Raw genomic sequence first — 22,547 nt, 5'->3', positions numbered from 1 at the left:
GCCAGACAGGCAGGCGTCACACGCGGCATCCAGCAAGTCAAGCACATGCCGGGCGTTTGCGCTGTTGGGTTGGCCGGTGGTGCAAGGGGTGTTCAGGGGGTGGTGCCACAGTTGGATCGGCGGGCGTGCCGCCAGCGCCATGTTCAGGCAGTCCTCTCCAGCAACGGGCCAAGCCAGCGTGATACCGATGGCTTTGGCACGGGCCTGAATGAGATTCGCGTCACCGAGAATCACCAAGGGCCGGTTTTCGGGCAAATGCTCGGCCTGTTCACTCAACAGCCCCATCAGCTCGGGGCCAATGCCCGCAGGCTCCCCGCAGGTGATCAGCAGCGGGGGCAGGGCGGTGGTGTTGTTCACTTCAGTTACAGTCGGATGTCGACAAAGGTGCGATCGCGCAGTTGTTTCAGCCATTCGGCGTAAGCTTCGTCCGACTTGGTGGCGCGTATGGCCTGCTTGGCGGCTTGGCGCTGACGCTCCTCTGACGCCGCTTGCTGGCGGCGTTCAACCACCTGAACCACATGGAAGCCGAAGCGGCTTTGGAACACCGGGCTGACATCGCCGATGCCCAGCAGGTTCATCTCGCGCTCAAATTCGGGCACGGTGTCGCCTTGGTATAGCCAACCCAAGTCGCCGCCTTTGGAGGCGGAGCCATCCTGTGAATACCGGCGGGCCAAGGTTTCAAACGACACATCACCCGACTTCAATTGGGTCAACGCGAAATTCAGGCGACGGCGGGCTTCAGCTTCGGTCACATCGGGGCCGGTTTTGATCAGGATGTGGCGCGCCCGTGTTTGAATCACCGGCTTGGTGTCCAGTTGCGGGCCGGCCTCACGGCGTTCCAGCACCTTGATCACGTGAAAGCCGTTGGGGCTCTTGATGGTGGTGACTGCGCCGGGTTCGCTGCGGGTTAGAAAGTCGGTGAACAGGGTGGGGGTTGAGTCGTACCCTTGCCAGCCCATATTGCCTGTACCGTCCAGTTTCAGTTCCGGGTAGGCTTTGTACACTGAATCTGCGTTGGCCCCGCCCTTGAGCAGTTTGTCCACCGCTGCGGCTTTGGATTGCGCTGCCGACAAGGCCTGCCCTTCCGCATTGGCGGGCACACGCACCAGCACTTGAATCCAGTTCACCTCGGGTTTGCGCACTGCTGACCCGCCTTGGGTTTTGGCGGCCAGGTAGTCCTGAATTTCCGCTTCAGTCACTTGGATGCGGGATTCAACCTCGCGTTCCCGCAAGCGCCCCAGAATGATTTCATTGCGAATTTCCTCACGGAAGCGCGACAGGGGAACGCCGTCTTCTTTAAGCCGCTGCACAAACTGTTCAAGGCTTTGGCCATTGGCCTCCGCCACACGCACCATGGTGGCTTCCAGTTGGGCGTCGTCAATCCGAATGCCCGTGTCGTTGGCCAGTTGTAGTTGGGCTTTGTCGTTGATCATCCGGTCCAGCACCTGCTTGCGCAGCGTATCGCGGTCGGGCAAAGCCACGCCACGTTTACCCAATTGCTTTTCCACCAGCGCGGTTTGGCGGTTCAGCTCGCCGCGGGTAATCACATCGGTGTTCACAATGGCCACAATGCCGTCAATTTCTGGGCTGCCCGGGTTGCCGCCCGCCAAGCCGGTGCTCAGCTTGCCAGCGTTCACCACGGGCGATTCGCCAATGGCGCCTTTGCCTGCGGTGGACGGTTTCAGGGACTGGGCCTGTACAGGCTGCAAAACCGACAGAGTCAGCAGCAGGGCGCACAGTGGCGTGAATGTCTGGAGCTTCATGGGGTGGTGGACTGCGTCAAAGGTGTTGAGGCGAACGGGGTGTAGCCCGGTACTTGTCTGGACAACAGGAGCAGCGGGTTGGAGCCAATTCGCCCCAAGCCACTCAATTCAAGTTGTACAAACAGGGAGGTTGTTTCCAGTTGTGGGGCGGTGGCAAAACGCTGCGCCACGACGCGCAGTACCCAGCAGCCTTCACTGTATTCAAGCCCGGCAACGCCTTCAATCAGGCGGTCATCCAGCAGCGAGTAGTTCAAGCGGCCCACACCGCTGAGGCGTTGGGAAATGGGCCATTGGCCAGACACATCGAACTGGTCGATCTGGTTGCGGGTATAGCGGTAGCCTGTGTTCAACTGCTTGCCCGGTGAGGGCGAGTAGCCCACGGTGAAATTACCCCGTTGGTGTTTGCCGGTTTCGGCGCTGAACTGGCTGGTGGCGTCGACAAAAATGTCGCGTCGAATACGCCCGCGCACATTGGCAAAGAAGTCTGAATCACTGGGGTTTAAGGGCTCCAGGCCTGGCAGCACCAGTCGGGGCGTTTTCAGGTTCACGCGCTGGCCGCCGGTCAGGCTGAACAACTCCTCACCGGTGCGCGAGTCGCTGAACCGGCTGGTCACTGCTGCAGTAATCTGGTTGGCATCGCCCACCCGGTCAAGCCCGGCGTACCGGTTTTCCGAGAAAATACGGCTCAGGCTTTGGTCGGTGACCGTGGTGTCGAACAGGGGTTGTGCTGATTGGTCCCGAAACGGGGTGTACAGGTAGAACAACCGTGGCTCAAGCGTTTGGGTGACTGCACGGCCAAACAGGGTGGTTTGCCGGTCGAAGTACACCGTGCCATCCAGTGATGCCGTCGGGATGACGGTGTTGGGCGCGCTGGTTTGCCCGGTGGTCTGATTGCGAAGCGAGTAATTGTTCGATTGAATCGACACCGCAGGCGTGATGGAGAACTGCGCCTTGTTGATGGGCATGAACAGGCGCGCGCGCGTCACGCCACGGCTGCCTTCCACCCGGTTGGTGATCCGGGCCGGGTTCGCAAAATCGGTGTACAGGCCTGACACGCTCAGGAACGCAGGGCCGACCCGCGTGGGGTACAGCTCCACCGAGGCTTCCGGCAAGCGGTCGTAGGGTTCGGTAATGACGTCGTTGAACAACTGCAACGTTTGCTGTGTCACCGCCCGAATATTGGCTGACCAGTTTTGTTCCCGGTAACCGAAGTAGCCTTCCCGCATCAACACCCGTTGCGAAGCCACGGCCTGGGTGCGTGAGAAGTCGACGAAGTACTGGTCGTCAGACACGCCATTGAGGTTCAAGCCTGCAACGTAGTTGCCTTCGTTGTAGCGCTGTTGCACCGAGTAGGCGTAGCGCGAGTCGTTTCGTTTCTTGTCGTCAGGCAGGTAATCGAATTTCACCACGCCAGTCTGCGTGGGTGTCAAGTACCGGGTTTCGGCGCCCAGTTGAGCACCGCGCCCGGTGATCAGCTTGGGAAACAGGGTGATGTCTTTGTCCGGCGCCACATTCAGGTAATAGGGCGTGGTAATTTCCAGGCCACTGTTGGACACGGTGCCGATGGACGGTGGCAGAAAACCGCTTTTGCGCTTGTCCGACGTAGGGAACGACAAGTACGGCGTGGCCAGAATGGGCACGTCTTTGAACACCACCTTGGCGTCCCGGGCTTTGCCGACTTCCTCCACCTGGTCAACTTCCAACTGGCGAGCACTGATGTACCAGTCTCCTTTGTCGGCTTGTGAGGGGTCAGGCACCGCACACACGGTGTAGTTCGGGTTTTCCAGCGTGAGGGTGGAAATGCCGTCGTAATTCAGCTTGTCAGCCCGGCCTTTGCCCACGAAGCGGGGGGTATTCAGTTCGAAGGTGGGGGTATTCAGTTCGCTGGCTTGGGTGCCCAGTTTCACCTGCCCTTCCGGGGCCCGAAGCACCATACCGTCCTGCTCAATCACCACATTGCCGCGTGCAGTCGCCCTGTCGGTCAAGGGCGAGTACAGCACGCTGTCGCTGCGCAGGCGCATTTTTTGGCGCTGAATGTCCACGTTTCCATTCAGCCGGGTTTCCTCGTCACCGGTGCTGATCAACGAGTCTGCGGAGATGAAGGTGCTTTGATCGTCAGGGGTGGTGGATTTCACACCCATGAAGCCGGAGTCCATTTTCAGTCTCGGTGAACTCAGGGTGCCCTGTGTCCATGCCGTTGATGCGAAGCAACACAGAACAAGCGCGGACACGGGCCGAAGGGGCCATGCGGGTGCCTGCGTGCTCTTCCTGTGGCCCGCCTTCGGGGAGGGCGCTGAAAATTGGGCTGTGTTCAACGGGGTACCTGGTGGATTTGGGCTGTAATCAGGCAAAACGGGGCCTATATCCCACTATTATAGGCAACTGCAAGCACCTTATAGGATTTCACTGGTTTCATGAGCGCCTCGCGTCAAGAATTGATGGAAAAATGGCTGGGCCAACTGGCTGCCACGCCACTGGATCTGTCTTCAATCCAGCCCGCATCCAGCGATGCCAGTTTCAGGCGCTATTTTCGGGTGAAATCCCGGGCGGGTGATTCAACCTTTGTGGTGATGGACGCGCCGCCCGAGAAAGAAAACGTGCTGCCCTTCATTGAAGTGGCCGGCGTGCTGGCTCAAGCTGGGGTCAAAGCCCCAGCCATTCTGGCCAAATCGGTGGAACAGGGCTTTCTGTTGTTGGACGATTTCGGCAGCCGCACTTTTTTGAGCGTGCTGGGTGGCGGTGGCGAAGAGGCCGATGAGAAAGCCCATGCCATGTACCGCTGCGCATTGTCCGACTTGGTGCACATGCAGGCCAACGCGGGCACTCAAACGTTGCCCGCCTACAGCCCCGAAAAGCTGCGTTCGGAAATGGACCTGTTTGATGAATGGTTTGTTGGGCGGCATTTTGGCAATGCCCTCACCGATGAGGAAAAGAACCATTTGGAGCGCATCAAGGCCAGCCTGGTGGCCAGCGCCACGGCTGAGGCTCAGGTGTTTGTGCATCGGGACTACCACAGCCGCAACCTCATGGTGCTGGGTTCAGAATCTGACCCGCTGAAATTGGGCATGCTGGATTTTCAAGACGCCGTGCGGGGCCCGCTGAGTTATGACGTCGTCAGCCTGCTGCGCGATGCCTACGTGGAATGGCCCGAAGATTTGACGCTGGACTGGGCCATCCGCTATTGGGAAATGGCCCGCAAGGCGGGGTTGGCTGTGCCCGAGGACCCATCCGAGTTTTATCGTCAGTTTGATTTCATGGGCATGCAGCGCCACCTGAAGGTGCTGGGTATTTTTGCGCGGCTGTTTCATCGGGACGGCAAAGACCAATACCTCAACGATTTGCCGCTGGTGCTGGCGTATGTGCGTTCGGTGGCCCACCGTTACATCGCCTTCAAGCCTTTGTTGCTGATCCTCGACCGCCTGGAGAATCGGGCTGTGCAAGTGGGCTACACGTTCTGACATGCGCGCGATGATTCTGGCCGCCGGGCGCGGTGAGCGCATGCGTCCCCTGACAGACCACTGCCCCAAGCCGCTGCTCAAGGCAGGTGGCAAGCCCTTGTTGCAGTGGCACATTGAGGCGTTGGTGAACCACGGCATCACCGACTTGGTCATCAACCATGCCCATTTGGGGCATCAGATTGAAGCCTTTTTTGGCGATGGGCAATCACTGGGTGCCTGCATTCAGTATTCGGCCGAAACCACGGCACTTGAAACTGCAGGTGGCATTCGCAAAGCACTCGATTTGCTGAACCCTGACCAAACCGACCAGCCTTTTTTGGTCCTCAATGGTGATGTATTCACCGATTGGCCCTTGGCCCGCGCACTGGCTGTGGCCCGGCAATGGCAGCAGCAGCCTTGGGCCGCCCGCCAGGCTCATGTAGTGATGGTGCCTAACCCGGCGCACCATCCTGAAGGCGATTTCTCGGTGAACGGCGATGTGGTGCGCAGCCAGCCTGGCTTGGGTGAGCGGTTCACCTTTTCCGGGCTAGGCATGTACGCGCCCAGCCTGTTCAATCACATAGAGCCGGGTACTGTGGCGAAATTGGCACCGGTGTTGCGTGCGGCGATGGACGCTGGCACAGTCAGTGGTGAAGTGCATCACGGGCTGTGGATGGACATTGGTACGCCAGCACGGCTGGATGATTTAAACAGACACCTGTCGAGTGTCGCAGAGGACAGAAACACACCATGAGCAGTCGTTACCCCACCCAGCCTGTGTCCGTTTACGCCAAACGCCGTGCCAAGCTGGCCCGCCAGCTGAAGGCCCAGGGCGGCGGCGTGGCCCTTGTTCAGTCGGGCCTGGAAGTGATGCGCAATCGCGACGCCGATTATCCATTCCGCGTTGACAGTTACTTTTACTACCTCACCGGTTTTCCCGAGCCTGAGGCGTGCCTGGCCTTGGTGGTCAGCCCCCGGGGCGACACGCGTAGCCTGCTGTTCTGTCGGCCCAAGCACCTTGAGCGGGAAATATGGGACGGTTTCCGGTTTGGCCCCGAATCTGCACAAGCGGCCTTCGGCTTGGATGCCGCATTTTCCATGGACGATTTTGAGGAAGGCTTGGGTGAATTGCTGGCCAACCAGTCCACGGTGTACCTGCGGATGGGTGAGGACGATGCGCTTGAATCAGCGGTCAGTGACGTTCTGAAAACCCTGCGCGGCAAGGTGCGCATGGGCGTGGGTGCGCCGCATGTGGTGCGTGACCTCAGCCAGATTCTTGATGACCTTCGCCTGTTCAAGGACAAAACCGAGTTGGACATTATGCGCAAGGCCGCGCGTATTTCGGCTCAGGCGCACGGCCACGCCATGGCGGCGTGCAAACCCGGCATGCACGAATTCGAGATTGAAGCTGAGTTGCTGTATACGTTTCGCAAACACGGCTCGGAAGCGCCAGCCTATGGTTCCATCGTGGCCGGTGGGGCCAATGCCTGCGTGCTGCATTACCGCGCCAATGACCAGCGCCTGAACAACGGTGATTTGTTGTTGATCGACGCTGGTTGTGAGCTGGACTGCTACGCTTCGGACATTACCCGTACCTTTCCTGTGAACGGCCGCTTCAGCGCTGCACAACAAGCCGTGTATGAGGTGGTGCTGAATGCGCAGTATGCGGCCATTGCTGCCACCAAACCCGGTGCCCGGTTCAACGACCCCCACGATGCGGCTGTGAAGGTGCTTACCCAGGGCTTGATCGACCTGAAGCTGCTGCGCATGAGCCTGAAAGACGCCTTGGACAGCAAGGCCTACACCCGGTTTTATATGCACCGCACCGGCCACTGGCTGGGCATGGATGTTCACGACTGTGGCAGTTACCGTGACCCTTCGGCCAAGCCGTCGGATGGCGTGGCGCCTCACACGTCTCGCAAACTTGAGCCCGGTATGGTGCTGACCATTGAACCAGGTTTGTACATCCGTCCGGGCAAAGGCGTACCCAAGCGCTTTGAAAACATCGGCATCCGCATTGAAGACGATGCCATTGTCACCGCCAAGGGGTGTGAGGTGTACACCGCCGACGCCCCGAAAACCGTGGATGACATTCACGCGGTGATGAAAGAAGGAGGGCGGGTCAGCGTGGCCCGCACGCGCGGATGAGCACGGGCAAGGCGTCCCGGGTTCCCGTACCCGACTTCGATGTGGCGATTGTGGGCGCAGGCCCTGTGGGCTTGGCGTTTGCGGGTTGGCTGGCGGCCCAATGGGGTGAGCGGGCCAACCGCATTGCGGTGTTTGATGCCAAGCCTTTGGAGGCCAGCGCCAAAGACCCCCGGGTGTTGGCCCTGAGCGACGCCACACGCCTGCGCCTGGCCAACCTTGCGTTTCCAGCCAACGCAACACCGATACACCACATCCATGTGTCCGAGCAGGCCAGGTTTGGTCAGGTGCGCATGCGGGCCGAAGACCTCGGTTTGCGCGCTTTGGGCTGGACCGTGCGGTATGGCGACTTGGTGTCCTGCTTGAACCAGGCGGTTGAAAGCCGCGGAGTCAAGGTGTTCAGGCCTGCCACCGTGCGTTTTGCGCACCGAAGCCCGCATCAGTCGTTAGAAATTCTCGAGTTGGATGACGGCACCGAGTACACCGTGAATTTGAGGGTGGATGCTGAGGGTGGCTTGTACGGTGAGGCCGGCGAGCGTGACCATGTGGTGGATTACGACCAATGGGCCATGGTCAGTGAGGTCACTGTCAAAGTGGAGCCCGGTTTGCTGAGCGCCAGCAACACACTGGCGTTTGAGCGATTCACCCATCAAGGCCCTTTGGCGCTGTTGCCCATTTCCAAAGATCAAACCCAGTATTCCCTGGTGTGGTGTGCCCCCAAAGCTGAAGTGGACCGCCGCCTCGCGCTGTCTGAACAGGCATTGTTCGATGAGTTGCGCCAGCAGTTTGGCCGCCGAGTGCAATGCACATCGATCGGCAAACGCCTGGCCTTTCCCCTGGGCATGAATTGGCGCGAACGCTTGGTGCAAGGCCGGCGCGTGGCCATCGGCAACGCAGCCCAAATTCTGCACCCAGTTGCGGGCCAAGGCTTGAATCTGGGCTTGCGCGACGCAGTGGCCTTGACCCGCAGTGTGTCGCCCAAAACTGTGCATGATGAAGTGGCCTTGCTCGGGGCATTGGATGAGTTTGAGCGCGGGCGGGTGGCCGACCGAACTGCAGTGGTGCGCATGACTGACCTCATGGTCAAAGGCTTTTCCAACCACAACCCGCTGTTGGGTGCAGGCCGTCAACTGGCCTTGAACGTCATGGAATTCACGCCGCCCTTGCGCAAGCAGTTTGCGGAGTTGATGCTTTTTGGGTTGGCAGCATGAGTTGGACCATTGAATTTCTTCGTCAGCGTTTTGAGGTCATGCCCGCCATTCGCTGGACACCGGAACCCCAGGAGCCACCGCTGTTCCCCGACCGTGCCCCGGCCTCTGCCGCGGTGCTGATTCCCCTGGTTCAACGTGACGAAGGCCTGACGGTACTGCTTACCCAGCGCACTGCCCATTTGAATGACCACGCGGGTCAAATCAGTTTTCCCGGTGGGCGCACCGAACCCCACGACGATGGCCCCGTGGCCACAGCGCTGCGGGAAACCGAGGAAGAGGTTGGTTTAAGCCGTGCGCATGTTCGCGTGTTGGGCAGTTTGCCCATGTACCAAACGGCCACCAATTTTCAGGTGATTCCGGTGGTGGCCGTGGTACAGCCACCGTTTGAGTTAAAGCCCGATGATTTCGAAGTGGCCGAGGTGTTTGAAGTGCCCTTGGCGTTTTTGATGGACCCGGCCAACCATCAAGAAAAATTCATACAGACACCGGGCGGCCCTCGCCGATACTTCGCGATGCCCTATTCAGCGCCAAACAGCCCAGGCAAAGAATATTTCATTTGGGGTGCCACCGCAGCCATGCTCAGGAACTTGTACAATTTCCTCAGCGCGCCCCTTTGATCCCCCATGTCCTTTCTAGCCCTTCTTGTTGCCGTGGTGCTGGAAGCCCTCCTGCCGGATGGTTTCTTTGAACGCCTGCGCGAGTTGGTAGACCGCTTTTCCCGAGAGTGTGAAGTGGACTTGGCCAGCCTTGGCCTGAATCAACGGGAACATCAGCAATGGTTGATCCCTGTGCTGATGTGGATGATTGTGGTTTACCTTGTTCATGGTGTGTTGATGTCCACCACCCCCTTGCTGGCCGCGATTTTCACCTTGGTGTTGTTGCTGTACGGCCTGCGGTTCAAGCACTTCGCTGAAGTGTTCACCTCCACCCAACTGTTTTTGAATCAGGGCGATTATTTCCGCGCGCGTGAGCTGTACATTCATTGGGTCAAAAGCTATGACGGCACGGAACCCCATGTGCATGGGCCGGATGAGCTGGTGTCGGCGCTCATCCACCACGGTGTTGAACGGGCCTTGCGCCAATACTTCGCGGTTATTTTCTGGTATCTGATCATTCCCGGCCCGCTTGGCTTGGTGGCCTATCTGGCTGTGCAGTGGTCTGTAATCCGCGAACGCCAGCGGGTCAGCGAACATGGCCTGCACCTTGAGCTGACCAGTTTGCCCGAGCTGTGGCGGACTAACCCCACCTCGGCCCGCTGGAGCCCCCGGCAGGTTCAATACTGGATGGAATGGCTGCCTGCGCGTTTGGTGGCCTTGACCATCGCGCTGGTGTCGCAGTTTGATGAGGTGTTGTTGGCGTGGCGAAATGCCATGCTGCATGGCCGGTATTCCAACCGTGCGCCGTTGACTGCAGCATTTTTGGCGTCCATCGGCTATGTGGGCGCCGGCGCCGTTCGGCATGCTTCCGATGGCCTGGATGAGCAGTCGGCGAATGAGGGGCAGGTCATGGCCTTGCAGTCATTTCGACAACTGGTGCTCAAGTGCGCCGCTGCGTGGCTGATGCTGGTTTTCGCCATGGCTTTGCTGGGCTGGATTCCCAACCCCTTGAACTGAGGCGCCTAGGCCGATCCCAATTCGTTGCGCAACAGGTCAAACAGTTCAAAGCGCGCCTCAGAAATGTCGCCGTTCTCCAACCCTTCCTTGACTGCGCAGTCAGGCTCCTTCAGGTGCCTGCAGTTCGCGAAGCGGCAGCGCAGGCCGGGCTCTGCAATGTCGGGAAATTCGTTGAGCAAATCTTGTTCACTCAAGTGGTGAAGCCCAAAGGCCTGAAACCCCGGGGAGTCAATCAGACACAGACCGTCATCGCTTCGGTGCATTTGCGTGTGCGTGGTGGTGTGTTTACCCGCATTCAGGGCCTCAGACACCGTGTTGGTCGCTGCTCTGGCGTGGGGAATCAGTGCATTGATGAGGGTGGATTTGCCCATGCCCGATTGGCCAAGAATCAGGACGCGTTTGCCTTGAACCAAAGGCCGTACACGCTCAATCGCCTCGCCGGGCGCTTCAGTCGCACTGATGAAATGAATGGGTGTCTCGCCCAGCGTCCATTCCTTCAACTCGTCTTCCAGCGCCTCATGGGCTTGTTTATCCAGCAGGTCGGCCTTGTTGAAAATCAGGTGCAGGGGCACGCCAGCGTGTCGACACGCCACCCAAGTGCGGCCAAGCAGCTCTGGCGAATAAGGCGGGTTTACGGCCAACACCAGCAGCACCGCATCCAGGTTTGCTGCAAACAATTTGCTTCGCAACGCGTCAGACCTGTACAGCAGGTTTCGCCGGGGTTCAATCTGTTCAACCCAGGCCTGGCAGTCGCCGCTGGGCGACAGCAACACTGAGTCACCCACAGCCACCTCACGCCGCTTGCCTTTGCCAAACAACTGCCAGTGTTGTCCTTGTGCATCTTCGGCCATGAAGTGCCGCCCGTGGCTGGCAATCACCAAGGCCTGTATCAAGCCGGTGTCAGGTGCAGGCAATGCCCCGGGCTGCTTGTGATTCGCTTTTCGACCCACAGTGCGCCTTTAACCGATGTGACGCAAAGCGTCATCCAGCTTGGCGGCGCAAGCCCAGTCATTGTTGCTGATGCCCTGCGCGCTGTGGGTGGACCAGCGCACGGTCAACTGCTGGTATCCAAACTGGGCTTCGGGGTGGTGGTCTTCATCATCGGCCAAGTGCATGAGTGCATGCACTGCCATTTTCACGCCTTCAAAGTTGGCGAAGCGGTATTCACGCCACAGGTTCAGCACCTGGCCTTGTGCGTCGAAAGCGACCGACCAGCCGGGAAACTGCACCAGTTGGGCTTTCAAGGCTTCCAAGGGCCATGCGCGGGTGTCGTGCTGACAGGCCACGTGCAGCCAATCCGAGGGTGAACGGACACTCATGTCAGTCAGGCTCATTCAGTGAGCCCCTTGCAATTGTTTCAAATGCGCAATCCGTATTGATGCAGGGGGGTGGCTGTCATAGAACGCGGAATGCACGGGGTCTGGGGTCAGGGTCGAGGCATTGTCCCTGTACAGTTTCACCAAGGCCGTGATCAAGTACTCGGGCTTGCTGTGCCCGGCTGCAAATGCATCGGCTTCAAACTCGTGTTTGCGGCTCAGCCACGACATCAGTGGCCTGAAGGGAAACGTGAAATAGGGCAGCACCAGCGCGAACAGCAACAAAGCCACAGCCTGGTTATTGCCTTGAAGGTTAGGGCTCACCCCCAACTCGGTGTAAAACCACGCCGCATGAATCAATTGGCCAAGCAGGGCAAACAGCACCAGGCTGGCCACACCGCTGAAGGCCAAGTGCTTAGTCACATGTTTCTTGCGGAAGTGCCCCAATTCATGGGCCAGCACAGCCTCAATCTGGTTGTCGTCCAGCCGGTTCAGCAGCGTGTCGAAAAACACGATGCGTTTGGCTTTGCCCATGCCGCTGAAATACGCATTGCCGTGGCTGGACCGCTTGCTGCCGTCCATCACAAACAGGCCGTCGGAATCGAAGCCGCACCGTCTCAGCAGGCTCACGATGCGCTCACGTGTCGCGTTCTCGGGCATCGGGGTGAATTTGTTGAACAAGGGGGCAATGAAGGTTGGGAACACCCACATCATCAGCAAGCTGAAACCAAACCACAGGGCCCAGGCCCACAGCCACCAATGGTCACCGGCGGCCTGCATGAGGGCCAGCACAGCCAGCAACAAGGGGCCACCAAGGGCAGCACCCAACACCAAGCCCTTGGCCCAGTCGGCGAAGAACAAACCGGGCGTCATGCGGTTGAAACCAAATCGGGTTTCCAGCACAAACTGCCGGTAATAGGACAGCGGCAGGTCAATGACACTGCCAATCAGCCCATACGCTGCAAACAACAGTACACCCGCCCACAACCCGGGCAAGACACTTTGCGCCCAGTTGTTGAGCAGGTTGAGGCCGCCAAACAGGGTGAAGCCCAGCAGCAGTGCAATCTCCACCCACAGATTGATCATCCCCAGACGGGTGCGTGCGATGGAATAGTCCGCTGCCTTCTGATGTTCCTCCAGCGTCAATTGTTGGCTGAATTCCGCAGGCACTTGCGCACGGTGTTTGGCCACATGGCGGATTTGCCGTGTGGCCAGTGTCAGCCGGATGGCAATGTTCAACAAGACAGCAAGAACAAATACTTCAGTCAAAACCATGATTCACTCTTTCATGCGGGATGTTCAGCCCGTTTGTGGGTGTGAGACAATCAGCCCGACTTGTTGTTCGAACTGTTTCAGCACTCTGGATTCCCATTATGTCACAGCCTTCTCCCCCCCCTGTTTCCAACGCCGACGCGATTGTGCGCGATGACAACCGGCTTGTCTGGGTGGACATGGAAATGACCGGGCTGGACCCGATGAACGACCGCATCATTGAGGTGGCGGTGGTGATCACCAATTCCAATCTGGATTTCGTGGCTGAAGGGCCTGTGCTGGCCATTCACCAGACGGATGAAGTGCTGGCTGGCATGGATGCCTGGAACACCAACACCCATGGCCGTTCAGGCCTGACTCAGCGCGTGCGCGAGTCCACCGTGGACGAGGCGCAAGCACAAGCGCAGTTGCTCGATTTTCTGCGCCAATACATCGGCCCCAACAAAAGCCCCATGTGTGGCAACAGCATTTGTCAGGACCGTCGCTTCATGGCCCGCTACATGCCTGAACTGGAAGCGTACTTCCACTACCGCAACCTCGATGTCAGCACGTTGAAGGAGTTGTGCAAGCGCTGGAACCCGGGCATGGCCCGTCAGTTTGTGAAGAAGACCAAGCACACCGCCTTGTCCGACATTCAGGAATCCATCGACGAATTGCGCTTTTACCGCGCCAACTTCATCGTGGCGCCCGAAGGCATTCCCGGCATTTAAAGGGTGGTGGTTGCTCGAAGGCTTTTTCGGATAGTCACCAGCAGCAGGCCTGCAAGGCATACACCGGCCAGCACCAAGCCCGCCAAACTGGCGATCCAGAAGCCTTCGGCCTGAAGCGGCTGATCGGCCCACACACCAAGCCACATGCCGCCCCCAATACCGACGCCCCACAGGGACACGCCGTAAATGGCCAGTGGTCGGCCTGACACTTTGTAGGCCCGCAGCGAGAACGAGCACACGGTTTGCAGTGCATCGATGAAATGGTAGGCAATCACCCAGGGCAACAAGGCCAAGGCCACCGCTCGTGTGCTGTCGTCCCGCGTGTAAGCGGCAATCAGCCAATCGCCTGCGGTGTAGAACAGCAGGCACACCCCCAAGGCAATCAGCATGGCCAGTTCCAGGCCTTTGCGCACCATGGCTGCGGCCACTTTCGGTGAACCTGCCCCCAATTGCTGCGCCGCCATCACCGTGGTGGCATTGCCCATGGCCAGGCACATCATGTACGCCACTGCCGCCATGTTGGACACAATCTGGTGGCCGCCGACCTGATGCACCCCAAACCGGGAGACCAGCAAAGCGATGAATGTGAACGACGTCACCTCAATCAGATAAGCGCCGCCGATGGGTAGGCCCAACTTGAGAATGGCCTTGAGCCTGTCCCAGTGCGGCCACACAAACCCGCGTGGCCTGAATTGCGCATAGTGCTCGCTGCCAAACCAGATGCACAGGCTGATGGCCAGCACCACCCACATCGTAATGCCGGTGGCCCAGCCAAAACCGGCAGCACCCAAAGCGGGTACGCCCCAGCCACCATGCATCAGCCAGAGGTTGAGCGGCACTTTCAGGGCCAACATCAGAACCTGAAGGCCCATCACCACCCCCGGTCTGGAAATGGATTGGCTCATGGCATAGAACACACGAAACACCAACGCGGCGGGCAGCCCCACGGCAATGCCGGCCATGTAGCCGCTGGCTTGGCTGGTGATTTCCGGTGGTGTGTCGGTCAGCCTGAAGATGAAGTCGGGGTTAAAAAGCACCAACAGGCCGGGTACGGACATGAACAGGGCAATCCAGATACCCTGCTGCGCGTCCTTGGCGACTTCGTCGTAGCGCCCCGCGCCATAGTGGCCTGAGCAGATCGGCGTCAAGCCAATCAGCACCCCCATCAAGCCCACATACAAACTGATGTAGATGGACGAGCCCACTGCCATGGCAGCCAACACCTCGCTGCCTGCGCGGCCGGCCATCACGCTGTCCACCAAGCCGTTGGCCATCACCGCCAGTTGGCCAACAAGAATGGGCGTGGCTTGGGCAATCAAGGCCCTTCTGGGGTGGTCAGCGGCCCGCGCAATTTTCGCCTGGCTCACGTCACTGCGCCTCGGTCAAGGCAGGGGTGCGGCGGTACAGGGCCAAAAATTCATGCCGGTCAGAATTCCGTCCCCCAATCCAAACCAGCGTCCATTGTTCACCGTGGTTTTTCTCGAAACCTGTTTTGACAGGGGAGCGCGCCCGGCGGTCATCTTGCAGCAGCAGGTACTCGCAGGGCTTCTTCTCGGCCCAGCGGCTGTGCCGCACGAAGCGACGCTGGGTGTGGTACTCCAGGGTGGCCCGTTGTGCAAAGCCGAGGTTCAGGTCGATGATGCAGTCCTCGGTATTCCCCCCGGTTTCCACGAGGCGCTGGTTCAAAGTCAGACCCACGGCTTTGTAGGATTTGGCGTAGTCGATGCGCGGTATCCACAGCGTCATCATCAACAGCCAAATCAATATGATGCCGCCGCAGGACAGCACCATCGGCCTCCACAAGGCTTTCTGACGCGACGTGGTACGCCACACCACCAATTTGACCCAGCCCAGCGTGGCCAGTAGAGCCACTGCCAGCTCAAGGCCGATGACCTCGGGCACGTAGCCGGGCGACAGCTTCTCGAAATTGGCTGCAATTTTTGCAGGGAAGCCGAACGTTGCAGCCGACCAGCCCAGCCACACCAGCACCGCAATCAGCGTAAAGCACAGTACGGCAAACCAGTCGATCATGCTGATCAGGCCACGGCGCATGGTGGACAGGCCAATGGCAGCCAGCACGGCCAATGGAGGCAACAAGGGTATGTAGTTGCTTTCGTCGGCGGGGTTGGTGATGAACAGCACAATCAAACCAGCCGCAGCCGCAGCCAGCGGAATTCGAATGGCGGGCTCGCGCAGTGCGTTGCGGTAGCGCCACAGGGTCCACACGCTCATGGGCAAAATGGGCCACAGGAACCAGGCCAGCGTTTTGAACGTGACAACCCAGGTTGATTTGTCGAATGACTTAGCAGGGTCAAACAGCAAGTACCGCTTGGTGTTCCAGTCCATCCAACTGTTCCACCAGATTTCACCCATGGTGGTGCCCATCAGCCAGAAAAACCAGAGGGCAAACACGGCACCAAAAATGCCGCTGGCCCGCAAAAGCCGCCGCAACAGGCCGAACCGGGTGCTCTGGTGTGAGACTGAACTGATCAGCAGCAGCCCCAAAAATGGCAGGGCATGGGCCCAACCGCGGGCAAAGAAAGTCAGTGCAACACCCCAACCCAGCATCCACCCCGCGCCAATGGGTCGGTCCAGCGCACGAACGGCGGCCAACAGCATCAAGGCCATGCCCGCCAGCTCAGCCACTTCGGGGCCTTGCATGTGCGCTTTCATCAACAGGCCCAGGGTGGCCAAGAGGCAAAGCACCGATGCGTCAGCCACTGCGCGGGCGTAGTCCACCCGGGTTGGGGCAGCCCCCAGTGGGTCTTCAGGTTGCAGTTCGACCCGTTTGGCCAAGCGGTAGGTGGTGTTCCAGATGGCCCAGCCAGCCAGAATCAGCCAGGCAATGTTGCCCAGGCGCATGGCGTCATCCAGCCATTGAACTGGCAACCCACCCCATAACGCCAATTTGCCCAGCAGGCCACCCAGCCAGGCCGCAGCAAGGCCGCCCTCAGCATACAGGCGGTCACCAATGGCCGAATAAGCCCAATCCTGAAAGGGCAGTTTGGCCAGCGTGTAGGCTTGTCCAAAGCCACTGGCGTCTTCCGGTTTCCAAGGGCTGCGTGCAAACAGCCCGGGCAGGATGTACAGGAAGATCAGTGCCCACAGCAGGCGGCGCGAGAGTCGGGCGTTGTTGGCGGCAGTCAGAACCATGACTGTATTGTGTCCTGAATTGGGGGCTAACCAATGAAAAAGGCAGCCGGTTTGACTCGGCTGCCTTCAGAGGCGATGCAAATTTGCAACGCGTCAGTCGTTCGATCAGTTCGCCTTGAAGCGATCGAAACGACGGCGGAATTTCTCAACGCGACCTGCGGTGTCCACGATGGTGTTCTGAGCACCGGTGTAGAAGGGGTGGGAGTAGGACGACACGTCCAGCTTCACCAGAGGATACTCTTTGCCGTCGATGGTCACGGTTTCTTTGCTGCCCATGGTGGAGCGGCAGATCCACTCTTTGCCATTGGACATGTCTTTGAAAACCACTTCGCGGTAGTTAGGGTGAAGGCCTTCTTTCATGATGTGCTCCGTTCGCAGCCAATCCGGTGGTCGGCATGGTTTTATCCATGCCCTGACAAAAACCGAATCACTTGCAGGTTAATAAGGTTAGCCGAAAAGGATACCAAAATTTCTTCAGAAAATCAAACAACTGGGGTTGGTTGGCAGCCCGTGGTCCGTTTGGCAGCGTGTCACCTTGTTGGAGGGGGTGGGCGGCCCTCACCAAGCGGGGTGGGGACGTTTGCTGCCCGACCGAGCAGACTTTGCCAGTTGGGTGCTTATTCCCATCTTCAAGAATACGGTGGAGCTGCGATGAATCTGAGTTTGAGGGGCATGTCCCTGGTGTTGGCCGCCATGGTGGCGGTGTTGTTGAGTTTGTCGGGTTTGCTGGTTTACGGGCAGTTGAAAGAGGCTGAGCAAATTGAGTTGAAGGCTGCCGAGGTGGCGGCTCAGGAGGCCAGGGCGTCTTCGCTGATCGGCGGAGCGGTGCATGACGTGACCCGGTTGGCCTCCTCCTTCAAAAACGTATTGCTACGGGGTACTTCGGACGCCGCGCGCCTGAAGCATACGGCTGAATTTGACAAGTACCGGGCTGATTTCCTCGCCAAAATGGACAAATTGGCCCAACAGGAGGTGGTGAACAGCGCGCCTGAGCGTGCGGCCTTGGTCAAGGAATGGGGTGAACAATTCAATACGGTGGCCCAAAAGTACCGTGATCAGATCCAGCGCTACGACCCTTCCGTACCGGATGTTCATTTGCAACTGGACAAAGCGGTCAGTGGCATCGACCGCCCGGTGGTGGCCTTGGGCGCCAAGGCTGAGGAGCAGGTGTTGAAGGCTGCCGAGCAGGCCTCTACCAGCATGATTGAGCAGGTTGAGACCCTGTTTTCACGCTTGGTGGTCACAGTTGCCATCACCTCGGCCATCACGGTGGCCGTGCTGCTGGCGAGTCTGTTGGTGTTTGCGGGCACCATCAAGCGCAGGCTGGGCGCAGAACCTTCAGATTTGGCGGCCATGGCCAACAAAATGGCTTCAGGTGAGTTGGTGCTCCAGCATGGCCTTGCGCCTGTGGACGGCAGTGTGGCGTCAGCATTCAGCCGAATGTCTGAGAGCTTGGCGGCCATGGTTGCCCAGATCCGGGACTCATCCAAAGGGTTGGTGTCCGCCGCGCAGGACATACAAACCCAATTGCGGGTGGTTGATTTGTCGGCTCAGGAGCAGTCAGAGGCCGGTTCAAGCATGGCGGCGGGCATTGAAGAGCTCAGCGCCAGTGTGAGTCAATTGCTGGGTGTGGCTGAACAGTCGGCGCAGGCCTCTGGCCGGTCCGAGTCAGCCTCTCGCGAGGGGCTGACCTTGGTGGAGTTGTCCTCCCGTGAGGTGGAAGACACGGCGCGCGGCGCTGAAAGCTTGAGCCAGACTGTACAAAAGCTTGGCGAGCAGTCCCAGAATATTGGTCAGATCATCGCGGTGATTGAAGGCATAGCCGAGCAGACCAACTTGTTGGCCCTGAACGCCGCCATTGAGGCCGCCCGCGCTGGAGAGTCAGGCCGTGGCTTTGCTGTGGTGGCCGACGAGGTGCGCCGGTTGGCCGAGCGCACGACCGAGTCCACCTCGGAAATTGAGCAGATGGTGAAGACCATCCAACAAGGCACCAGCGGTGTGGTGGATGAAATGGGTGCCTGGGCCTCCAAGGTGTCGCAAAACCTGGTCAGGATGGGGCAGGCCCGCCAATTGATGGCTGATTTGCAAAATCTGTCCAATGACGTGCGTGTGTTGGCCTCTGAGGTGTCCACCTCATTGGCCGAGCAGCGCACTGTGGCCCAACAAATGTCGGGCAAGGTGGAGCAGTTGGCTGCAGGTTGCGAGGAGAATGCAGGGTGTGTTCAAAGCATTCAAGCCACGATCGCCAGCCTGACAACCCTATCGACAGCACTTGAACAACAAGCGGCGCAATTCAAGTTGGCGTGAATGGGCTTGCATGCAAGGCATTGAACCTTTGTTCGCCCCCGGTTACTGAGATATCAGAGGGTGTCTTTTTACAAGGGGTGTGACATGACATGTGGCAGCGTTGCGGCAGTTCAAAGTTCCGAGATTAACGGCCAAGGGTGTGGTGCGCAGGCTAGCGCAGGTTGCGCGGGTGCGTCTTCGTGTGGGTCGAGCGATCAAAAATATTACTTGATGCTGGTTGAAATACTGATACGGCAGGGGTTGAGCCAGGCTGAGGCCGAGGAACAGGCCCGGCGGGAACAGCAATCAGGTTCGCCTTTGCAGGATGTGTTGGCCAACCTCAGGCAGCAAGCCGGCGCCACTTCCTGATGGTTCAATCACGCAGAGTCCCATAAAAAAAAGCCAAGGCCGCAAAGCCTTGGCTTTTTTATGGGTATGGGCTGTTGAACAACAGCCCAAGCCGGTCATGGCATTACATGCCCATGCCGCCCATTCCACCCATACCGCCCATGCCGCCCATGTCAGGAACGGCAGGCTTTTCTTCCACCAACTCGGCCACCATGCAGTCGGTGGTCAGCATCAGGGAAGCCACAGACGCTGCGTTCTGCAGTGCAGTGCGGGTCACCTTGGTGGGGTCCAGAACGCCCATTTCCACCATGTCGCCGTACACGCCAGTGGCGGCGTTGTAGCCGTAGTTGCCCTCGCCAGCCATCACGTTGTTGGCCACAACAGACGATTCCTCGCCTGCATTGGTCACGATCATGCGCAGTGGTTCTTCCATGGCGCGCAGCACAATCTTGATGCCGGCGTCTTGGTCAGCGTTGGCGCCTTTCAGGCCAGCGATTTTGGCACGAGCGCGCAGCAGGGCTACGCCACCACCAGGCACGATGCCTTCTTCAACGGCAGCGCGGGTAGCGTGCAGCGCGTCTTCAACGCGGGCTTTCTTCTCTTTCATTTCCACTTCAGTGGCTGCGCCTACCTTGATCACAGCAACACCGCCGGCCAGCTTGGCCACGCGCTCTTGCAGCTTTTCACGGTCGTAGTCGGAAGTGGCTTCTTCGATCTGGGCACGAATCTGTTTCACACGTGCTTCAATGTTGGTCGCGTCGCCAGCACCGTCGATGATGGTGGTGTTTTCTTTGCCGATTTCAATGCGCTTGGCTTGGCCCAGGTGTTCCAGGGTCACGTGCTCCAGGCTCATGCCGGTTTCTTCGGAAATTACCACGCCGCCAGTCAGGATGGCGATGTCTTCCAGCATGGCTTTGCGACGGTCACCAAAGCCGGGGGCCTTGACGGAACAGGTCTTCAGAATGCCACGGATGTTGTTCACAACCAGTGTGGCCAGAGCTTCACCTTCCACGTCTTCAGCCACGATCAGCAGGGGGCGGCCAGCTTTCGCAACTTGCTCCAGGGTGGGCAGCAGGTCACGGATGTTGCTGATTTTCTTGTCGTGCAGCAGCACGAAGGGGTTGTCCAGTGCAGCAACCTGTTTTTCCTGGTTGTTGATGAAGTAGGGGGACAGGTAGCCACGGTCGAACTGCATGCCTTCAACCACGTCCAGCTCGTTGTTCAGGCTCTTGCCGTCTTCAACGGTGATCACGCCTTCCTTGCCCACTTTTTCCATGGCTTCAGCAATGATGTTGCCGATGGATTCGTCGCTGTTGGCGGAGATGGAGCCCACCTGAGCGATGGCCTTGGTGGTGGAGCAGGGCTTGGACAGGGCGCGCAGCTCGTCGATGGCCGCTGCAACAGCTTTGTCGATACCGCGCTTCAGGTCCATGGGGTTCATGCCAGCGGCGACGAACTTCATGCCTTCCTTGACCACGGCCTGGGCCAACACGGTCGCGGTGGTTGTACCGTCACCCGCGTTGTCGGAGGTTTTGGAAGCCACTTCCTTCACCATTTGGGCGCCCATGTTTTCGAACTTGTCTTTCAGTTCGATTTCTTTGGCCACAGACACACCGTCTTTGGTCACTGTGGGGGCGCCGAAGGAGCGCTCCAGAACCACGTTGCGGCCTTTGGGGCCCAAGGTGACTTTCACTGCGTTGGCCAGAATGTTCACGCCACGCACCATGCGGCTGCGTGCGTCGTCGCCGAAAAATACTTCTTTAGCTGCCATTTTGATTCTTCCTTACTGAATTCGGTGAATTAGCCTTCGATTACGCCCATGATGTCTTCTTCGCGCATCACGAGCACTTCCTTGCCATCAACCTTGATCGTCTGGCCGGCGTACTTGCCGAACAACACGCGTTGACCGACTTTCACGTCCATGGGAATCAGTTTGCCAGCGTCATCGCGCTTGCCGGGGCCCACGGCCAGGATCTCGCCTTGGTCGGGCTTTTCTGCGGCAGCTTCGGGAATCACGATACCGGATGCTGTGGTGCGCTCACTGTCCAGGCGCTTCACGATCACGCGATCATGCAACGGACGAATATTCATGGAAACTACTCCTAAATTGTCTTGAAAATGAATTGCTTAGGTGTTTTGCAGACGGGGGCTGTTAGCACTCACCGCTGACGAGTGCTAATAATAGGGATGGGTCGAGCGCTTTTCAAGACCCGAGGGCTAAAAAATGTTCGCTGCAGTTATTGGGTTTGGGCCTGAGTGGTTTGAACCGCCCGGCGGATTGACGCAATGAGGCTTTTGTCGATGCGGCTTTCCACTTTGCGGTAAACAGGCTCCAGAGCTTGCCGCCATTGGGAACGCTCTTCCTCGGTCAGGTCGACCACTTGGGTTTTTCTGGACTTTTTAACCGCAGCCAAAGCGGCCGCATTCAGCCGGTCTGCCTCTTGGGTGTTTTTGCGGGTGGCGTCCTGCAGGCAATTTTCGAGAATGATCCGAATGTCCCCGGGCAGGTTGTCCCAGTACTTCTTGTTGACAATCACCGCATAACCCAAAAAGCCGTGGTTGGTCACAGCCACGTACTTTTGCACGTGATGCATGTTTTGAGAATACAGGTTGGAGGGCGGGTTTTCGGTGCCATCCACCAGCCCGGTTTCCAGGGCGGCGTAGACATCGGAGAAGGGCAGCGGGATGGGAATGGCCCCCAAAGTCTCCATTTGGGTTTCGATCACCCTCGACGGCTGAATTCTCATTCGCCGGCCCTTGAGGTCTTCAGGCAATCGAAGGGGGTAGTTCGAACTCATTACCTTGAACCCGTTGTCCCAGAACGCCAAGCCTTTGATGCCCCGCTCTTCAAGCGGGGACAGCAGCGAGCGGCCAATTGGGCCGTTGGTTACTACCCTCAGTGCGGTGCGGTTGGGGAAAATGTAAGGCAGGTCGAACACTTCAAATTCCCGGATGCCCAACTGCCCGAACTTGGCCAATGAGGGCGCCAGCATTTCCACGGCCCCGAGTTGCAAGGCCTCCAGTTCTTCCTTGTCCTTGTACAGGGTTGAATTGGGGTAAACCTGAACCTGAACACGGCCCTTCGTGCGTTGTTCAACAAGCCGCTTGAATTCAAGGGCAGCGATACCCTTGGGTGTGTCGTTCTCAACCACATGGCTGAAGCGGATGACAAATTTGGGTTTTGAGTCTGCGGCTGTGCTGCCTTGTGCGTTCGCGAGTGTTGGCAAAGCCAATATCAGCGTCGACCACAAAGCGAATCGGCGAAAAAGGTCATTCATGGGTGGTGACCATCG

Annotated in this window: 20 protein-coding genes and 1 pseudogene; 9 read left to right on the top strand and 12 right to left on the bottom strand. The window is 58.7% G+C overall.

All coding sequences use genetic code 11. The features are described from left to right. The 3 genes and pseudogenes from ACK4FF_RS15275 to ACK4FF_RS15265 all read right to left on the bottom strand — a co-directional run. Window positions 1-357: pseudogene (locus ACK4FF_RS15275) on the bottom strand (4-hydroxythreonine-4-phosphate dehydrogenase PdxA); the annotation flags it as partial. A 5-nt stretch (window positions 358-362) separates the two neighbouring features. Then, window positions 363-1,763 carry a peptidylprolyl isomerase gene (locus ACK4FF_RS15270; RefSeq protein WP_409711154.1) on the bottom strand — a complete coding sequence of 467 codons (1,401 nt, stop codon included), beginning with the start codon at window positions 1,761-1,763 and terminating at the stop codon, window positions 363-365. Further along, window positions 1,760-3,919, bottom strand: coding sequence for an LPS-assembly protein LptD (locus ACK4FF_RS15265; RefSeq protein ID WP_409711152.1), 2,160 nt, complete (start codon window positions 3,917-3,919; stop codon window positions 1,760-1,762). The genes ACK4FF_RS15270 and ACK4FF_RS15265 overlap by 4 nt, the downstream gene beginning before the upstream one ends. Window positions 3,920-4,177: 258 nt before the next feature. Between ACK4FF_RS15265 and ACK4FF_RS15260 the strand changes: the two genes are divergently transcribed. Genes ACK4FF_RS15260 through ACK4FF_RS15235 form a run of 6 tightly spaced genes read left to right on the top strand, consistent with a single transcriptional unit; the run spans window position 4,178 to window position 10,169 of the window. Continuing rightward, window positions 4,178-5,221: an aminoglycoside phosphotransferase family protein gene (locus tag ACK4FF_RS15260; protein ID WP_409711150.1), complete on the top strand. Its 1,044-nt coding sequence runs from the start codon at window positions 4,178-4,180 to the stop codon at window positions 5,219-5,221. Between the two features lies 1 nt (window position 5,222). Then, window positions 5,223-5,954 (top strand): N-acetylmuramate alpha-1-phosphate uridylyltransferase MurU, encoded by a 732-nt coding sequence (murU, locus tag ACK4FF_RS15255; RefSeq protein WP_409711148.1) that lies wholly within the window; start codon window positions 5,223-5,225, stop codon window positions 5,952-5,954. Next, window positions 5,951-7,348, top strand: coding sequence for an aminopeptidase P N-terminal domain-containing protein (locus ACK4FF_RS15250; protein ID WP_409711146.1), 1,398 nt, complete (start codon window positions 5,951-5,953; stop codon window positions 7,346-7,348). Before murU ends, ACK4FF_RS15250 begins: the two co-directional genes overlap by 4 nt. Continuing rightward, the gene (locus ACK4FF_RS15245) at window positions 7,345-8,556 is read left to right on the top strand and encodes an FAD-dependent monooxygenase (RefSeq protein ID WP_409711144.1); all 1,212 of its coding nucleotides are present in this window, start codon (window positions 7,345-7,347) and stop codon (window positions 8,554-8,556) included. The genes ACK4FF_RS15250 and ACK4FF_RS15245 overlap by 4 nt, the downstream gene beginning before the upstream one ends. Continuing rightward, a complete protein-coding gene (locus tag ACK4FF_RS15240; RefSeq protein WP_409711142.1) occupies window positions 8,553-9,173 on the top strand; it encodes a CoA pyrophosphatase in 621 nt (206 codons plus the stop codon). The genes ACK4FF_RS15245 and ACK4FF_RS15240 overlap by 4 nt, the downstream gene beginning before the upstream one ends. Window positions 9,174-9,179: 6 nt before the next feature. Continuing rightward, window positions 9,180-10,169, top strand: coding sequence for a hypothetical protein (locus tag ACK4FF_RS15235; protein ID WP_409711140.1), 990 nt, complete (start codon window positions 9,180-9,182; stop codon window positions 10,167-10,169). Window positions 10,170-10,174: 5 nt separating this feature from the next. Here the strand turns inward: ACK4FF_RS15235 and rsgA are convergent, their stop codons facing one another. From rsgA to ACK4FF_RS15220, 3 genes are read right to left on the bottom strand one after another with little or no spacing between them, the layout of a single operon-like run. Next, the gene (rsgA, locus tag ACK4FF_RS15230) at window positions 10,175-11,083 is read right to left on the bottom strand and encodes a ribosome small subunit-dependent GTPase A (RefSeq protein ID WP_409711138.1); all 909 of its coding nucleotides are present in this window, start codon (window positions 11,081-11,083) and stop codon (window positions 10,175-10,177) included. Window positions 11,084-11,128: 45 nt separating this feature from the next. Then, the gene (locus ACK4FF_RS15225) at window positions 11,129-11,503 is read right to left on the bottom strand and encodes a 4a-hydroxytetrahydrobiopterin dehydratase (RefSeq protein ID WP_409711136.1); all 375 of its coding nucleotides are present in this window, start codon (window positions 11,501-11,503) and stop codon (window positions 11,129-11,131) included. Continuing rightward, window positions 11,504-12,760 carry a M48 family metallopeptidase gene (locus tag ACK4FF_RS15220; RefSeq protein WP_409711134.1) on the bottom strand — a complete coding sequence of 419 codons (1,257 nt, stop codon included), beginning with the start codon at window positions 12,758-12,760 and terminating at the stop codon, window positions 11,504-11,506. It abuts the gene before it with no gap. Between the two features lie 98 nt (window positions 12,761-12,858). On the opposite strand from ACK4FF_RS15220, the gene orn reads away from it, so the two are divergent. After that, window positions 12,859-13,467 (top strand): oligoribonuclease, encoded by a 609-nt coding sequence (gene orn / locus ACK4FF_RS15215; RefSeq protein WP_409711132.1) that lies wholly within the window; start codon window positions 12,859-12,861, stop codon window positions 13,465-13,467. Here orn and ACK4FF_RS15210 read toward each other — a convergent pair. The 3 genes from ACK4FF_RS15210 to ACK4FF_RS15200 form a co-directional block, all read right to left on the bottom strand. Further along, a complete protein-coding gene (locus ACK4FF_RS15210; protein WP_409711130.1) occupies window positions 13,464-14,834 on the bottom strand; it encodes an MATE family efflux transporter in 1,371 nt (456 codons plus the stop codon). The two genes, orn and ACK4FF_RS15210, sit on opposite strands and share 4 nt — an antisense overlap. 1 nt (window position 14,835) lies before the next feature. After that, window positions 14,836-16,620, bottom strand: a complete 1,785-nt coding sequence (locus ACK4FF_RS15205) for a hypothetical protein (RefSeq protein ID WP_409711128.1) — start codon at window positions 16,618-16,620, stop codon at window positions 14,836-14,838. Window positions 16,621-16,725: 105 nt separating this feature from the next. Beyond that, the gene (locus ACK4FF_RS15200) at window positions 16,726-16,980 is read right to left on the bottom strand and encodes a type B 50S ribosomal protein L31 (protein WP_409711126.1); all 255 of its coding nucleotides are present in this window, start codon (window positions 16,978-16,980) and stop codon (window positions 16,726-16,728) included. Between the two features lie 291 nt (window positions 16,981-17,271). On the opposite strand from ACK4FF_RS15200, the gene ACK4FF_RS15195 reads away from it, so the two are divergent. Beyond that, on the top strand, window positions 17,272-18,927 hold the full coding sequence (locus ACK4FF_RS15195) for a methyl-accepting chemotaxis protein (protein ID WP_409711124.1): 1,656 nt from the start codon (window positions 17,272-17,274) through the stop codon (window positions 18,925-18,927). Window positions 18,928-19,011: 84 nt separating this feature from the next. Then, window positions 19,012-19,275, top strand: a complete 264-nt coding sequence (locus tag ACK4FF_RS15190) for a hypothetical protein (protein WP_409711122.1) — start codon at window positions 19,012-19,014, stop codon at window positions 19,273-19,275. Window positions 19,276-19,378: 103 nt separating this feature from the next. Here the strand turns inward: ACK4FF_RS15190 and groL are convergent, their stop codons facing one another. The 3 genes from groL to ACK4FF_RS15175 form a co-directional block, all read right to left on the bottom strand. Beyond that, on the bottom strand, window positions 19,379-21,025 hold the full coding sequence (gene groL, locus ACK4FF_RS15185; protein ID WP_409711120.1) for a chaperonin GroEL: 1,647 nt from the start codon (window positions 21,023-21,025) through the stop codon (window positions 19,379-19,381). Between the two features lie 29 nt (window positions 21,026-21,054). After that, window positions 21,055-21,345 carry a co-chaperone GroES gene (locus ACK4FF_RS15180; RefSeq protein ID WP_409711118.1) on the bottom strand — a complete coding sequence of 97 codons (291 nt, stop codon included), beginning with the start codon at window positions 21,343-21,345 and terminating at the stop codon, window positions 21,055-21,057. Between the two features lie 146 nt (window positions 21,346-21,491). Then, window positions 21,492-22,532, bottom strand: coding sequence for a TRAP transporter substrate-binding protein (locus ACK4FF_RS15175; protein ID WP_409711116.1), 1,041 nt, complete (start codon window positions 22,530-22,532; stop codon window positions 21,492-21,494). Window positions 22,533-22,547 lie beyond the last annotated feature (15 nt).

It is taken from the genome of Limnobacter sp., from assembly GCF_046297615.1.
Taxonomy (GTDB): domain Bacteria; phylum Pseudomonadota; class Gammaproteobacteria; order Burkholderiales; family Burkholderiaceae_B; genus Limnobacter.
Note: the sequence above shows the minus strand (reverse complement) of the source record. Positions and strands in the feature narration are given on the sequence as shown.

What these genes read in the sequence shown, in the direction of transcription:
- orn (WP_409711132.1), top strand. Translation starts at nt 12,859, where the DNA reads ATGTCACAGCCTTCTCCCCCCCCTGTTTCCAACGCCGACGCGATTGTG.
- ACK4FF_RS15180 (WP_409711118.1), bottom strand. Translation starts at nt 21,345, where the DNA reads ATGAATATTCGTCCGTTGCATGATCGCGTGATCGTGAAGCGCCTGGAC.
- ACK4FF_RS15235 (WP_409711140.1), top strand. Translation starts at nt 9,180, where the DNA reads ATGTCCTTTCTAGCCCTTCTTGTTGCCGTGGTGCTGGAAGCCCTCCTG.
- ACK4FF_RS15260 (WP_409711150.1), top strand. Translation starts at nt 4,178, where the DNA reads ATGAGCGCCTCGCGTCAAGAATTGATGGAAAAATGGCTGGGCCAACTG.
- ACK4FF_RS15190 (WP_409711122.1), top strand. Translation starts at nt 19,012, where the DNA reads ATGACATGTGGCAGCGTTGCGGCAGTTCAAAGTTCCGAGATTAACGGC.
- ACK4FF_RS15220 (WP_409711134.1), bottom strand. Translation starts at nt 12,760, where the DNA reads ATGGTTTTGACTGAAGTATTTGTTCTTGCTGTCTTGTTGAACATTGCC.
- ACK4FF_RS15175 (WP_409711116.1), bottom strand. Translation starts at nt 22,532, where the DNA reads ATGAATGACCTTTTTCGCCGATTCGCTTTGTGGTCGACGCTGATATTG.
- groL (WP_409711120.1), bottom strand. Translation starts at nt 21,025, where the DNA reads ATGGCAGCTAAAGAAGTATTTTTCGGCGACGACGCACGCAGCCGCATG.
- ACK4FF_RS15200 (WP_409711126.1), bottom strand. Translation starts at nt 16,980, where the DNA reads ATGAAAGAAGGCCTTCACCCTAACTACCGCGAAGTGGTTTTCAAAGAC.
- ACK4FF_RS15270 (WP_409711154.1), bottom strand. Translation starts at nt 1,763, where the DNA reads ATGAAGCTCCAGACATTCACGCCACTGTGCGCCCTGCTGCTGACTCTG.
- ACK4FF_RS15225 (WP_409711136.1), bottom strand. Translation starts at nt 11,503, where the DNA reads ATGAGCCTGACTGACATGAGTGTCCGTTCACCCTCGGATTGGCTGCAC.
- ACK4FF_RS15265 (WP_409711152.1), bottom strand. Translation starts at nt 3,919, where the DNA reads ATGGACTCCGGCTTCATGGGTGTGAAATCCACCACCCCTGACGATCAA.
- ACK4FF_RS15195 (WP_409711124.1), top strand. Translation starts at nt 17,272, where the DNA reads ATGAATCTGAGTTTGAGGGGCATGTCCCTGGTGTTGGCCGCCATGGTG.
- ACK4FF_RS15205 (WP_409711128.1), bottom strand. Translation starts at nt 16,620, where the DNA reads ATGGTTCTGACTGCCGCCAACAACGCCCGACTCTCGCGCCGCCTGCTG.
- ACK4FF_RS15245 (WP_409711144.1), top strand. Translation starts at nt 7,345, where the DNA reads ATGAGCACGGGCAAGGCGTCCCGGGTTCCCGTACCCGACTTCGATGTG.
- murU (WP_409711148.1), top strand. Translation starts at nt 5,223, where the DNA reads ATGCGCGCGATGATTCTGGCCGCCGGGCGCGGTGAGCGCATGCGTCCC.
- ACK4FF_RS15240 (WP_409711142.1), top strand. Translation starts at nt 8,553, where the DNA reads ATGAGTTGGACCATTGAATTTCTTCGTCAGCGTTTTGAGGTCATGCCC.
- ACK4FF_RS15250 (WP_409711146.1), top strand. Translation starts at nt 5,951, where the DNA reads ATGAGCAGTCGTTACCCCACCCAGCCTGTGTCCGTTTACGCCAAACGC.